General features: G+C 75.7%; 11 protein-coding genes. 4 read left to right on the forward strand and 7 right to left on the reverse strand.

Annotated elements, in window-relative coordinates; translation table 11 throughout:
* Positions 1–106: 106 nt before the first annotated feature.
* The 3 genes from ACW14Y_RS28715 to ACW14Y_RS28725 form a co-directional block, all read right to left on the reverse strand.
* A complete protein-coding gene (locus ACW14Y_RS28715) occupies positions 107–1,384 on the reverse strand; it encodes a ribonuclease D (RefSeq protein ID WP_380300501.1) in 1,278 nt (425 codons plus the stop codon).
* A gap of 170 nt (positions 1,385–1,554) precedes the next feature.
* Positions 1,555–2,274 (reverse strand): response regulator transcription factor, encoded by a 720-nt coding sequence (locus ACW14Y_RS28720; protein WP_266274206.1) that lies wholly within the window; start codon positions 2,272–2,274, stop codon positions 1,555–1,557.
* A gap of 317 nt (positions 2,275–2,591) precedes the next feature.
* Positions 2,592–3,254 carry a DUF3000 domain-containing protein gene (locus ACW14Y_RS28725; protein WP_380300502.1) on the reverse strand — a complete coding sequence of 221 codons (663 nt, stop codon included), beginning with the start codon at positions 3,252–3,254 and terminating at the stop codon, positions 2,592–2,594.
* Positions 3,255–3,581: 327 nt separating this feature from the next.
* Between ACW14Y_RS28725 and hemE the strand changes: the two genes are divergently transcribed.
* Positions 3,582–4,595, forward strand: coding sequence for a uroporphyrinogen decarboxylase (hemE, locus tag ACW14Y_RS28730; protein WP_380300525.1), 1,014 nt, complete (start codon positions 3,582–3,584; stop codon positions 4,593–4,595).
* 52 nt (positions 4,596–4,647) lie between these two features.
* Here hemE and ACW14Y_RS28735 read toward each other — a convergent pair whose 3' ends face one another.
* The gene (locus ACW14Y_RS28735; protein ID WP_456983816.1) at positions 4,648–5,670 is read right to left on the reverse strand and encodes a DUF4349 domain-containing protein; all 1,023 of its coding nucleotides are present in this window, start codon (positions 5,668–5,670) and stop codon (positions 4,648–4,650) included.
* Positions 5,671–5,806: 136 nt separating this feature from the next.
* Entirely contained in the window at positions 5,807–6,247 is a 441-nt protein-coding gene (locus tag ACW14Y_RS28740) for a DUF523 domain-containing protein (RefSeq protein WP_456983817.1), read from the reverse strand.
* Positions 6,248–6,336: 89 nt separating this feature from the next.
* Here ACW14Y_RS28740 and ACW14Y_RS28745 point away from each other — a divergent pair, with 89 nt between their 5' ends.
* From ACW14Y_RS28745 to hemQ, 3 genes are all read left to right on the forward strand, one after another.
* Positions 6,337–8,709: a hypothetical protein gene (locus ACW14Y_RS28745; RefSeq protein WP_456983819.1), complete on the forward strand. Its 2,373-nt coding sequence runs from the start codon at positions 6,337–6,339 to the stop codon at positions 8,707–8,709.
* Positions 8,710–8,799: 90 nt separating this feature from the next.
* The gene (hemG, locus tag ACW14Y_RS28750) at positions 8,800–10,236 is read left to right on the forward strand and encodes a protoporphyrinogen oxidase (protein ID WP_456983821.1); all 1,437 of its coding nucleotides are present in this window, start codon (positions 8,800–8,802) and stop codon (positions 10,234–10,236) included.
* Positions 10,233–10,958 (forward strand): hydrogen peroxide-dependent heme synthase, encoded by a 726-nt coding sequence (gene hemQ / locus ACW14Y_RS28755; protein WP_053648820.1) that lies wholly within the window; start codon positions 10,233–10,235, stop codon positions 10,956–10,958. Before hemG ends, hemQ begins: the two co-directional genes overlap by 4 nt.
* Positions 10,959–11,030: 72 nt before the next feature.
* Here the strand turns inward: hemQ and ACW14Y_RS28760 are convergent, their stop codons facing one another.
* Positions 11,031–11,807 (reverse strand): TIGR04222 domain-containing membrane protein, encoded by a 777-nt coding sequence (locus ACW14Y_RS28760; RefSeq protein ID WP_380300507.1) that lies wholly within the window; start codon positions 11,805–11,807, stop codon positions 11,031–11,033.
* Positions 11,808–11,907: 100 nt separating this feature from the next.
* Entirely contained in the window at positions 11,908–12,975 is a 1,068-nt protein-coding gene (locus ACW14Y_RS28765) for a TIGR04222 domain-containing membrane protein (RefSeq protein WP_456983823.1), read from the reverse strand.
* Position 12,976: the final 1 nt, after the last annotated feature.

Consider the following 12,976-nt stretch of genomic DNA (forward strand, 5'->3'; position numbering starts at 1 on the left):
CGGGGCCGAGGCGGGTTCGGGGTCGGCTCGGGGTCCGGGGCGGCCGAGTACGACGAAGGGGACGCCGCCCGCTCCGGGCGACATCCCCTTCTCCGTTCCTCCCCGCTCAGCCCTGCTGCGCGCCCGTGCCGGCCTTGGCCTCGGCGCCGGCCTTCGCCGCCTCGACGAAGGCGGCGGCCAGGACCGGCGCGACCAGGTCCACCTGCCACTGCCGGGCCCCGAGCCGCCGCAGCACGGCGGCCACGTTGGCGGCCGAGGCGTCGGCGGGCGGCTCCCAGGACACCCGGCGGACCAGGTCCGGGGTGATCAGGTTCTCGGCCGGCAGGTGGTGCCGCTCGGCCAGCTCGCCGACCGCGGCGCGCGCGCCGCTCAGCCGGGCGGCCGCCACCGGGTCCTTCTCGGCCCAGGCGCGCGGCGGCGGCGGGCCGTCGTGCGGCGCGGCGGCCGGCGGCAGCTGGTTCTCCGGCACCTCCCGCCCGCGCTGGACGGCGGCCAGCCACTGCTCCAGCTGGCGCCGGTGCACCCGGGGCCCGAAGCCCTGGACGCCCTGCAGCGCGGCGATGTTCAGCGGCATGGCCAGCGCGGCGTTGACGATCGCGGCGTCCGAGAGCACCCGGCCCGGCGAGACGTCCCGCTCCTGCGCCGTCCGGTCGCGGGCCAGCCACAGTTCGCGCACCACGGCCAGTTGGCGCCGCCGGCGGACCTTGTGCAGCTGCGAGGTGCGGCGCCACGGGTCGGTCCGCGGGGCCGGGCGGGGGGCGGCGGCGATCGCCGCGAACTCCTCCAGGGCCCAGTCCAGCTTGCCCTGGGCGTCCAGCTCCTGTTCGAGTGCGTCGCGCAGCTCGACCAGCACCTCGACGTCCAGGGCGGCGTAGCGCAGCCACGGCTCGGGCAGCGGACGGGTGGACCAGTCCACCGCCGAGTGCTCCTTGGCGAGGCTCAGTCCGAGCACGCTCTCGGTCATCGGTCCGAGGCCGACCCGGGCGAAGCCGGCGATCCGGCCGGCCAGCTCGGTGTCGAACAGTCGCTGGGGTCTCATGCCGACCTCGGCCAGGCAGGGCAGGTCCTGGGTGGCGGCGTGCACCACCCATTCCGTGTCCGCGAGGGCCGCGCCCAGCCCGCTGAGGTCGGGGCAGGCGATCGGGTCGATCAGCGCGGACCCGGCGCCCGCGCGGCGTAGCTGGATGAGGTACGCCCGCTGGCCGTAGCGGTAGCCGGAGGCCCGCTCGGCGTCGACGGCGACCGGTCCGGATCCCGCGGCGAAGGCGGCGACGGTGTCGGCCAGCGCCCGCTCGTCCGCCACGACCGGAGGGATCCCCTCCTTCGGTTCGAGGAGCGGGACCGGGGCTGCTTCTTCTGGGATGGCTGCTACGGCGTCGGTCACCTACCAAGGGTACGACGGACCCCGCGACCGGGAGTGTTGTCGGACTGGTCAGACCGATGAAGGGGCCCGCCCGAGGCTCTCCGGACGGGCCCCGCAGGGCGTTCGCGGCCGCGGTGCGCGGCGGCCCGGGAGGAAACGTTCCTCCTGGGCCGCCGCAGCGGCACCGGGGCTCAGTGGATGATGCCGGTGCGCAGCGCGACCGCGACCATGCCGGCGCGGTCGCCGGTGCCGAGCTTGCGGGCGATCCGGGCGAGGTGGCTCTTCACGGTGAGCGCCGAGAGGCCCATCGCCACGCCGATCGCCTTGTTGGACTGGCCCTCGGCGACCAGCCGCAGCACCTCGACCTCACGGCCGGACAGCTCGCGGTAGGCGGTCTGCTGGGCGCCCGGCGCGCCGTGGGCACCGGGAGCGCCGCCGGGAGCCCCGGCCGCGCCCGGCATGCCGGGCATCCCGGGGCGCCGCATCCGGCCGGCCAGCCCGGCGGCGCCGAGCGGCATGCCGGGCCTGCCCGGCATGGCGACATTGGTGCGGGTGCCGGTCACGACGTAACCCTTGACCCCGCCCGCGAGCGCGCTGCGGACGGCGCCGATGTCGTCGGCGGCGGAGAGCGCCAGCCCGTTGGGCCAGCCGGCCGCGCGGGTCTCGGCGAGGATGGTCAGCCCCGAGCCGTCGGGGAGGTGGACGTCGGCGACGCAGATGTCGCGCGGCGTGGAGACCCGGGGGCGGGCCTCGGCGATCGAGGACACCTCGATCACGTCCCGGACGCCGAGCGCCCAGAGGTGACGGGTGACGGTGTTTCGGACGCGGGGATCGGCGATGACCACCATGGCGGTGGGCTTGGTCGGGCGGTAGGCGACCACGTTTGCGGGGTGCTCAAGAAGGACCGACACCAGGCCTCCTGCGGGAGTGGCGGACGGAACCCCGAGGGGGCGGTCGGAGTGTTCCGCGTTCGGAAAGGGTCACAGTCTGCTTCGGCAGCAACCGTGCCCGGCTTTAGCGAAAGATCACGATCCAGTGAGTAACAATACGGACAAATCGCGCAGGTGACTGATTACGACATGCCTGGAATTCGCACAAAATCGATCAGGATCGACACGAAGCAGTCGGATTCGACCGGATTGTTGACGGAGAGCCGCACCGAAGTCACACTCCGTCAGCCCTGGGGGTGGCGGCGCGTCCGGTGATGACGACGCGGCGGCGCCACTCCTCAGTGCGAGCGCGGACGTCGCCTGGCGGGCATCGGGACCACTCCACCGAGTGACGTGACGTCGGCGGGCGCGTGCGGCGCCGCGGCCGCGGGCGGCAGGCCCGCGCTGATGCAGAGCAGGTCCCCCCAGGCCGACAGGTGCCGCTCGAAACGGCCGTCGGCCGGCGTCCAGGACGCCCTGATCTCGATCTCGGTGGTCGACGCGCGCTCCGCCAGCCCGCCGAAGTACTGCGAGGCGCAGAGCGACACCGTGCCCGACGGCTCCGTGTACCCGGCGCCGTGCGCCTGCAGCGCGTCCAGCAGCCAGGCCCAGCCGACCTCGGAGAGCATCGGGTCGCCGGCCATCTCCGGCTCCAGCTCCGCCCGGGTCATGGTGACCACGCGGAAGTCCCCGTTCCAGGCTTCCTGCCCGGCCGGGTCGTGCAGCAGCACCAGTCGGCCGTCGGCCAGCTCCTCGCCGTCGACCTCGACGGTGGCGGTCAGCGCGAAGGAGTGCGGCGCCAGCCGGCGCGGGGCCGGGGCGGGGGAGAGGACGAGCTCGGGGCGCAGCCGGGCGCCGGAGAACGCCTCCACGGCGGCCCGGAACTCGCTCGGCGCCGCCTCCCGACCCGTTCCGCCACCTGCTCCGCCACCCTGTGCGGGGTGCCCTCCGACCGCTGCCATGACCCGAAGACTAGGTCGAAAACCCGGGTAATCGCCGTAACTTCTGCCCGCGCGGCGCGCCGGGGCGGCAATCCGGCCAGATCTCCGGCCGGATCCCCGCCCGGGGCCGCGCCCGGTTCCCCGGTCGGACCCCCGTTCGATTCGCGTTCGGATCGTGTTCGGGTCCCGTCGGGTCCTGGAGGAACCGACGGGACCGCCGGGACGGGCGGGTCCGGGCCGCGTGCGAAGATTTGGAGCGTGAGCGAGACGACGGCAGTCCCCCCGACCGGCGCCACCCCCGGTCAGCAGCCCGACGCGCGCCGCGGCGCCGCGTACGACTCGGCGTTCCTGCGCGCCTGCCGGCACGAGCCGGTACCGCACACCCCGGTGTGGTTCATGCGTCAGGCGGGCCGCTCGCTGCCCGAGTACCTGAAGGTCCGCGAGGGCATCCCCATGCTGGAGTCCTGCATGCGGCCCGAGCTGGTCAAGGAGATCACCCTCCAGCCGGTGCGCCGGCACAAGGTGGACGCGGCGATCTTCTTCAGCGACATCGTGGTCCCGCTCCGGGCGGTCGGCATCGACGTCGACATCAAGCCCGGCATCGGCCCGGTCATCGCCGACCCGATCCGCAGCTTCGCCGACCTGGAGCGGCTGCGCCCGCTGGAGCCGGACGACGTCCCCTACATCACCGAGGCGGTCGGCCTGCTCGTCGACGAGCTGGGCACGACCCCGCTGATCGGCTTCGCCGGCGCCCCCTACACCCTCGCCAGCTACCTGATCGAGGGCGGGCCGTCCAAGAACCACGAGAACACCAAGGCCATGATGTACGGCGCGCCCGACCTGTGGGCCGCCCTGCTCGACCGGCTGGCCGGGATCACCGCCGCCTTCCTCAAGGTGCAGATCGAGGCCGGTGCCTCGGCGATCCAGCTGTTCGACTCCTGGGTCGGCGCGCTCGCGCCGGACGACTACCGCCGCTCGGTGATGCCGGCCAGCACCAAGGTGTTCGACGCGGTGGCCGGGTACGGCGTGCCGCGGATCCACTTCGGCGTCGGCACCGGTGAGCTGCTGGGCCTCATGGGCCAGGCCGGCGCGGACGTGGTCGGCGTCGACTGGCGGGTGCCGCTGGACGTCGCCGCCGAGCGGGTCGGCCCCGGCAAGGGCCTCCAGGGCAACCTCGACCCGGCGGTGCTGTTCGCGCCCACCAGCGCCGTGGAGACCAAGGCCCGCGAGGTGCTGGACGCCGCGCAGGCGCTCGGCGGCAGCGGCCACATCTTCAACCTCGGCCACGGCGTCATGCCCAGCATGGACCCGGACGCGCTCAGCCGCCTGGTCGCCTTCGTGCACGAGGCCAGCGCCCGCTGACCCGTCGTCCGGTGGCGGCCCCTCCGCGGGGGCCGCCACCGGCGGGTCCGGATCAGTGCGCGGGTTCCTCCTCCGCCGCCTGCGCCTCGTCCTCCTGCTCCGCCGGAGCCGGAGCCGGAGCCGGGGCCGGAACCGGGGCCGGGGCCGGGGCCGGCTTCCGTCGGCGGCGCAGCACCCACACCACCGCCGCCACCGGCGCGGCCACCAGCAGGAACGGCAGCACGGCGGCCACCGTCACGGCGACCCCGCGCACGATCGCGCCCAGCAGGTGCCAGCCGCCGCCGAGCGCCGAGCCGACCGAGGCCCAGAACCCCTTGTCCTTCGGCGCGTCCGGCACGTCCTGGACCGGGCCGGCCTTCTGCCGCACGTCCAGCGTGACGGTGGACAGCGAGGTCCGCGCCGACAGCTCCTTCACCTGCTTCTGCAGCGATTCCAGGTCCGCCTCCCGGCGGCTCAGCTCGCTCTCCAGACTGACGATCTCGGCCAGCGTCTTCGCCTGCGCCATCAGCGCGCGCACCCGGTCCACGCTCACCTGCTGGCTCTGCATCCGGCTGTTGACGTCCGCGACCTGCTGGGTCAGGTCCTCGGCCTGGCTGCGCCGGGAGAGCACCTCGCCGAGCCCGGCCAGCTGGTCCAGCGTCGGCTGGAACGCCGCCGAGGGCACCTTCACCGTGATCTGCCCGCTCTGCGGGCCGCCGTCCCCGCCGGAGCTCCCGGTCTCGCTCGCCACATAGCCGCCCGCCGCGACGGCCAGGTTCCGGGCCTTCGCCAGCGCCGTGTCCACCTGCGCCGTCCGGACCGTCAGCTGCGCCGAGTACGCGATCTGCCGGGAGTCCACCGCCGGCGTCACGCCCGGCTGCCCGGGCGGCGCCTTGGGCGCCGCCGAGGCCACCCCCGGCGCCCCGACGGCGGCGTCCGCCTTGGCCGCCTCCCCGGCGGCGGCCTGCGCCGGGGCGACCGCCGACATGTCCTTGCTCGCGCCGTCCCCGCTCGCCGAGCACCCCGCCGCCAGCACCGCCGCCGCGGCCACCGCCGCCAGCGCCCCCGCTCTCCGCCGCCCTCGTCCTCGTCCCACGATCGAGCCCTCCCCGTCCTCGGTACCGGCACCCCCTCCCGGGGCACCCACACCATTTCGACGGACCCCGCCCCACTCCGGACCCACCCGGGAGGTCGCAGCTCGATCACGTCTCGGCTGCGGAGCGGACAAGGCGTCAGACCGCCTCCACCGTGATCCCCGCCCGCCGCAGCAGCGCCGCCGTCACCCCGTCACCCGGCCGCAGCTCCCCGGTGAACGTGCCGTCGTAGATCCGGCCGCACCCGCAGGACGGGCTTCGTGCCATCAGCAGCGCCCGCCGCGCCCCGGCGGCCTCGGCCGCGGCCAGCGCCTGCCGGGCGCCGGCCAGGAACGCCTCGGTGCAGTCCGCCCCGGTCGCGTCCACCACCCGGGCCCGCCCGTCCAGCACGTCCGCGCCGTCCCCGCCGACGATCTCGGCCGGCGGCCGCGGCGTCGGCAATCCGCCCGCCCCCTCCGGGCAGACCACCACCGCCCGCCCCGCCGCGAGCGGCCCGAGCACCTGCGGCGAGTCCTTCGACCGCCCGTCGTACCGACACGGCACACCGGCCAGACACGCGCTCACCAGGATCTTCTCCATGCCGGGAGCCTACGGGCGGACTCGTCGGCGTACGTGCCCGCCGGCCGGGCGTATGCTGCCGCCGTTCAGCACACGGGAGAGGGGGCCCGGTGGGGGTCGAGAACGGGGTCGCGGGGCGCGTCGACCGGGTGCGCAACGAACTGGCCGGGTCGACGGTGCACGGGCACGTCGTCCAGGCGGGTGACGCCCACATCACCGTGAACCTCCCGGGACCGCCGGGCGCCGCGGTGCCGCGCGGGCCCCTGGGACGGCCGATCGGCGGCTGGGACCCCCACGACCTGGAGGTCCACCCCGCCGACGTCGCCGGAACGGCGCGGGTGCTGCCCGGCTACGTCCGCCGCCGCCACGACGAGGTGGCCGCCGAGGTGGTCCGGGACGCCGCGGCCGGCCGCAGCGGGCTGCTGGTCCTGGTCGGCTCGTCGTCCACGGGCAAGACCCGGGCCTGCTGGGAGGCCGTCCAGCCGCTCGCCGCCGAGGGCTGGCGACTGTGGCACCCCTTCGACCCGACCCGCGCCGAGGCCGCGCTGGCCGACCTGGAGCACGTCGGGCCGAGAACGGTGGTGTGGCTCAACGAGGCCCAGCACTACCTCGGCCACCCCCGGGAGGGCGAGCGGATCGCGGCCGCCCTGCACACCCTGCTCACCCGGCCCGAGCGCGGACCGGTCCTGGTACTGGGCACGCTGTGGCCGGAGTACGAGGCGCAGTACACCGCCCTGCCCCGGGCCTCCGGGCCCGATCCGCACAGCCGGGTCCGCGAACTGCTCGCCGGGCGCACGGTGACGGTGCCGGACGCCTTCGACGAGCGCGCGCTGCGCGAGGCCGACGCCCTGGCGGCCTCCGGCGACCGGCTGATGGCCGACGCGCTCGTCCGGGCCCGCTCGCACGGGCGGGTCGCCCAGGACCTCGCGGGCGCGCTCGAACTGCTGCGCCGCTACGAGCGCGGCACCCCGGCCGTCCGGGCGCTGCTGGAGGCCGCGACGGACGCCCGCCGCCTCGGGGTCGGGCTCCACCTTCCGCAGGCCTTCCTCGTCGACGCCGCCGCCGACTACTTCGGCGACCGCGACTGGGACCGACTGGCGGACGACTGGGCCGAGGCCGCCTTCGCCGACCTCGGCCGCCCGGTCCACGGCAAGGAGGCCCCGCTGGGCCGGACCAGTCCGCGCCCGGTGCGCAGGCCACCGGGTACCCCGGCACCCGCCGCCCCGCCCACGGCGGCAGCCGGGCCGCTGTTCCGCCTGGCCGACTACCTCGAACAGCACGGCCGCACCGCCCGCCGCCGGCTCTGCCCGCCCGCCTCCTTCTGGCAGTCCGCCCTCGCCCACCTCACCGACCCGGGCGACCTCGACGCCCTGGCGTCGGCGGCCGAGCGGAGGCACCGGCTGCAGTGGGCGCACCACCTGCGCCTCCGGGCCGCGGACAGCGGGGATCCGGACGCGCTGATGGAGCTGGCCCGGAGTCTGGAGGAGGCCGGCGACGCGGCGGCGGCCGAGGCCCTCGCCTGGCGGGTGGTCGAGGCCGGTGACGTTCACGCGGTGATCGAGCTGGGGCACATGCGCGACGAGATCGGGGACAAGGAGGGGGCGGCCGCCCTGTACCGGCAGGCCGCCGCCGCCGGGCACCCCGTCGCCGTGACGGACCTGGCGTGGCTGCGGGAGCAGGACGGTGACCAGGAGGGAGCCGAGGCCCTCTATCTGCGAGGTGCGGCGGAGGGCGACGACTACTGCCTGATCCAGCTGACCCGTCGGCGTGCGGCGGCGGGGGACCTGGTCGGCGCCGAGGAGTTCGCCCGCAGGTCGGCTGCCGACGGTGAATTCGACGCGCTGATCGAGTTGGCCGAGTTGCTGGAGAAGAGCGGTGACCTCGCGGGGGCCGAAGCCCTCCATCGCCGCGCCGTCGGTGCCGGCCACACTTACGCCCTGCTCCACCTGGGGGAGATCAGGGAGAAGGCGGGGGATCCGGAGGGTGCCGAGGCCTGCTACCGCGAGGCCGTCGGCGCGGGGCACACCTTCGGCTTCACCGCCCTGATGCGGATGAGGGAGGGAAGCGGCGACCGGGAGGGGGCCGAGGACCTCGCCCGGCTGGCCACCGATGCCGGGAACGTCTACACCCTGACGGAGCTGGTGCGGTCGCGGGAGGAGGCCGGCGACCGGACGAGCGCCGAAGCGCTCTGCGTCTGGGCCGCCGCCCGGGGCGACAACCAGGTCCTGTCCGATCTGGTGCGGATGCGCGAGGAGGCCGGGGACCGGGCCACGGCCGAGGCCCTTGCCTGGCAGGCCGCGGACGCCGGGCTCTTCTCCGCCGCGGGCACCCTGGCGTACCTGTGGGAACGCGCGGGGGACCGGGCCGCGGCCGAGGCCCTGCGCCGCCGGCTCACCGACGCCGGTGGAGCGGCGTACGTCGCCACGACGACGTGGCCGCACGGGCTGGACCCGGACGGGTCGCCCAGCGCCCCGTGGCGCTGACACGGGAGGCGGGACAGCCCCGGACCCGCCCGCAAGGGGCAGAAGCGGGCGGATTGAGGCAAAGGTGTAAAGCCTGCGAGACTTCGGGGCATGGCGCAAGCACATGTCGTGGTGATCGGCGGCGGGATCGCGGGGCTGACCGCGGCCGCCGTGGCCGGTGGGGGTGCGGGGGAACCGGCCCGGGCGCGGGTGACGCTGCTGGAGGCGTCGGAGCGGCTGGGCGGGAAGCTGTGGGGCGGTGAGGTCGGCGGGGTCCGGGTGGACCTCGGGGCGGAGTCGATGCTCGCCCGGCGGCCGGAGGCGGTCGAGCTGGCGCGGGCCGTCGGGCTCGCGGAGCAACTGGAGCCGCCGACCACCGCCAGGGCCGCGATCTGGACCAGGGGCGCGCTGCGACCGCTGCCCGGCGGACAGGTGATGGGCGTCCCCGGCGACCTCGCCGCGCTGGCGGACTCCGGTGTGCTGAGCCCCGAGGGGCTGGAGCGGGCCCGGAACGAGGTGGTGGGGGAGGCGGTCGCGGACGATGTCGCGATCGGCCGCTACGTCGCCGACCGGCTCGGCCGCGAGGTCGTCGACCGGCTGGTGGAACCGCTGCTCGGCGGCGTCTACGCCGGGCACAGCGACGAGATCTCGCTGCGCGCCGCGGTGCCCGCGCTGCTGCCGGTCGCCCGCGGCGGCGGATCGCTGATCGAGGGCGTGCACGGCTTGGCCACCCGCCCGACGACGGTCGGCACCCCCGTGTTCCAGGGCCTGCGCGGCGGTCTCGGCACCCTGCCGGAGGCGGTCGCCGCGGCCTGCGCCGCGGCCGGCGTCGACCTGCGCACCCGCACCGCGGTGACGGAGCTGCGCCGCACCCCCGACGGCTGGCGGGTGACCACCGGCGACGGCGAGGTGCTCGCCGCGGACGCCGTCGTGCTGGCCGTGCCCGCGCCGGCCGCCGCCCGGCTGCTGCGCGCCGACGTGCCCGCCGCGGCCGCCGAACTGGACACCGTGGAGTACGCCGGGATGGCGCTGGTCACCCTGGCCTTCCGCCGCGCCGACCTGACCCGCACACCGGTCGGCAGCGGCTTCCTCGTCCCGCCCGTGGACGGCCGCCGGATCAAGGCGTCCACCTTCTCCTCCAACAAGTGGGGCTGGCTGGAGCGGTCCGCGCCGGACTCCTTCGTGCTGCGCACCTCGCTGGGGCGGCTGCGCGAGGAGGAGCCGTTGGAGCTGGCGGACGAGGAACTGGTCGCCCGCTCGCTGGCCGACCTGGGCGAGGCGATCGGTCTGACCGCCCGTCCGTACGACACCGCCGTGACCCGGTGGCGGGCCGGACTGCCGCAGTACCCGGTCGGCCACCTGGACCGGGTGGCCCGGATCCGGGCGGCGGCGGACCGGGCGGGAGCACTGGCCCTGTGCGGGGCCGCGTACGACGGCGTGGGCATCCCGGCGTGCGTCGCGAGCGCCCGGGCGGCCGTCGCCGCGCTCGACCGAGTACTGACCCCGCTGGCCGGGGCGAACGTCACCGAGAGGACAATGGGCGCATGACTGAGACCGCTGAGCAGCAGGCCGCCGAGCAGCCCGCCAAGTTGAAGGCGCGGGACCTGAACCAGGTCATCCGCTACACCATGTGGTCGGTGTTCAAGCTCAAGGGCGCGCTGCCCGAGGACCGCACCGGCCTGGTCACCGAGGTCGAGGAGCTGTTCGCCCAGCTGGACGCCAAGGACGTCACGGTGCGCGGCACCTACGACGTGTCCGGTCTGCGCGCGGACGCCGACATCCTGGTGTGGTGGCACGCCGCCGACTCGGACGACCTCCAGGAGGCGTACAACCGCTTCCGCCGCACCGGCCTGGGCCGGCAGCTGGAGCCGGTCTGGTCGAACATGGCGCTGCACCGCCCGGCGGAGTTCAACAAGTCGCACATCCCGGCGTTCCTCGCCGACGAGCGCCCGCGCGACTACGTCTGCGTGTACCCGTTCGTGCGCTCCTACGAGTGGTACCTGCTGCCGGACGCCGAGCGGCGCGCGATGCTCGCCGAGCACGGCCAGATGGCGCGCGGCTACCCCGACGTGCGGGCCAACACGGTCGCCTCGTTCGCGCTGGGCGACTACGAGTGGCTGCTCGCCTTCGAGGCGGACGAGCTGCACCGGATCGTGGACCTGATGCGCGACCTGCGCCCGTCCCGGGCCCGGCTGCACGTCCGCGAGGAGGTGCCGTTCTTCACCGGGCGCCGCAAGCCGGTCGCCGAGCTGCTCAACGGCCTGGTCTGAGCAAGCCCGCGTCCTGACACCCCGAAGGGCCCGTCCGCCGGAGAACTCCGCGCGGACGGGCCCTTCGGGGTGTCAGTGGCGGCGCAGGGCGGCGCGCAGCCGGGCGTCCTGGAGGGCGGCGGGGCCGTTCATCGCGACGGCGGTGAGCAGTTCGCGCTCCTCGTCGTCGGTGAGGCCGTGCTGGCGCGCCGGGCGGACCTCGCGCAGCACCTCCTGGCCGATCGGTGAGGCCCAGCGGGTGTACGGGTAGACGTCGACCCGGGCCATCAGCAGGGTGCCCGAGGTGAGCACCAGCGGCAGCGAGAACCAGGCCAGCGGGGTCAGCGCGTCACCGTCGACCAGGCCGCCGACGACCAGCGCCGCGGCCAGCAGGACCACGGAGAGCAGCAGCGCCTGCCGGACCTGCCGGACCACCAGCACGGTGTGCCGCCGCACGGTCGCCGGGGTGGCCAGCCCGGCGAGCGAGAGCCGGCTGCCGATCTCCAGCACGGTGGGGTGCGCGGCCATCGCCGCCCGCAGGTCGTCGGTGCGGCACTGGCCCTCGGGGCCGACGGTGGCGATCACCGCGCGCTCCAGCCGGCTGCGGCCGCGCGGGTCGACGACCGTGGTCCAGCCGGTGTGGGCGAGGTGCAGCCGCCCCCGGGAGGCCATCAGGACGAGCGCCAGCTCGACCACCCGGTCCGGTCCGCCGGCCAGGTAGGCCGTCTCGTACAGCCCGATCCCGACCGCCTCGGACGGCCGGGGGCCCTCCTGACCGGACAGCGCGTCGGCGGTGGCGGTCGTCCGGACGAGCCGGATGCAGGAGAGCACCGCGGCGACGCAGGCCGGGAGGAGGAAGAGCAACCACATGGGGTTGTTGTAGTCCCGGCCGCGCCGCGCGCGGAACGTCTTCCCGGACCGCGATACCGAACTGTGACGTCCGGTGCGTCCTCGGCTCCGGGCCGGGGGCTCAGGACCCGCAGCCCCCGCCGCCTCCGCAGCTGGAGCCGCCGCCGCAGCTGGAGCCCGAGGAGGAACCGCAGGAGGAGCCCGAGGAGCAGCTGGAGGAGCTGCCGCAGCCCGAACCCGAGGATCCGCAGGAACCGGAGGAACCGGAGGAGTCCGAGGAGGAGCCGCACCAGGTGGCCGGGCCGGTGGCGCAGGAGGAGCCGGAGGAACCGGAGGAACCGGAGGACGAGGAGCCGGTGCCGCCGGCGGCGGCGAAGGCCCGGGCCGACTGGTCGCCGGCCGCCGCGGCGAGCATCGCCTCGTGCAGTTCCGCGTCGCCGAGTCCGTCGGCGCCGAGCAGGGCCAGGCCGCCCATCGCGACGGCGCCGAGCAGGACGGCGTCGGCGCCGCTCACGAACACGCCGTGGTGCGGGTGCCAGGGCTTGCCGGTGTCCATCAGCCCGAGCTGGCGGCGCCCGGCCGGGGTGACCCGGCCCTTGGGCGGACGGGTGACCAGCAGCGAGACCAGGCCGAGGAGGAGCAGCACCAGCGGGATCCAGAGCGAGGGGCCGTCGCTGCCCGGCTCGTCGGAGGTCAGCAGCAGGGCGGCGACGGCGAACGCCAGGGTGACCGCCTGGGCGAGCCAGATGCTCCGGTTCGCGGTCCGGGCCCGGCGCAGCCGCTCCGGGTTGCGCAGCAGGCCGCGGGCGGCCAGGGCGTCGCCGACGGCCTGGACGGCGGGCGCGCGCATCACCGCGACGCGCAGCGAGTCGAGGTCCCGGCTGCGGGACGGGCCGATCGCGTCGACGATCGCGCCGTCGACCTCGTCGACGGGCTCGGTCGCGGTCAGCGTGACCAGTCGGGAGCGGCTGACCACGACGTGGCCGCGCCGGTGCATCCGGACCAGGGCGGTGTCGAAGACCCGGCCGGGGCCACCGGACAGGAAGGCGGCCTCCAGCAGGGCGATGCCGCGACCGGGCAGGCCCTTGGGGTCGCTGACGCGCCGCGCGGCCTGCTTGGCCTGCCAGGCGTAGAGGACGGTGGCGGCCAGCAGGACGCCGGGCACGAGGTAGAAGGCGTTGTGCCACATG

Source organism: Kitasatospora sp. cg17-2, from assembly GCF_054031055.1.

Excerpts from the sequence above, each read along its gene's own strand:
- ACW14Y_RS28725 (WP_380300502.1), bottom strand. The coding sequence starts at position 3,254 with ATGGCAGCGGTCGGAGGGCACCCCGCACAGGGTGGCGGAGCAGGTGGC.
- ACW14Y_RS28740 (WP_456983817.1), bottom strand. The coding sequence starts at position 6,247 with ATGGAGAAGATCCTGGTGAGCGCGTGTCTGGCCGGTGTGCCGTGTCGG.
- hemG (WP_456983821.1), top strand. The coding sequence starts at position 8,800 with ATGGCGCAAGCACATGTCGTGGTGATCGGCGGCGGGATCGCGGGGCTG.
- hemQ (WP_053648820.1), top strand. The coding sequence starts at position 10,233 with ATGACTGAGACCGCTGAGCAGCAGGCCGCCGAGCAGCCCGCCAAGTTG.
- ACW14Y_RS28760 (WP_380300507.1), bottom strand. The coding sequence starts at position 11,807 with ATGTGGTTGCTCTTCCTCCTCCCGGCCTGCGTCGCCGCGGTGCTCTCC.
- ACW14Y_RS28765 (WP_456983823.1), bottom strand. The coding sequence starts at position 12,975 with ATGTGGCACAACGCCTTCTACCTCGTGCCCGGCGTCCTGCTGGCCGCC.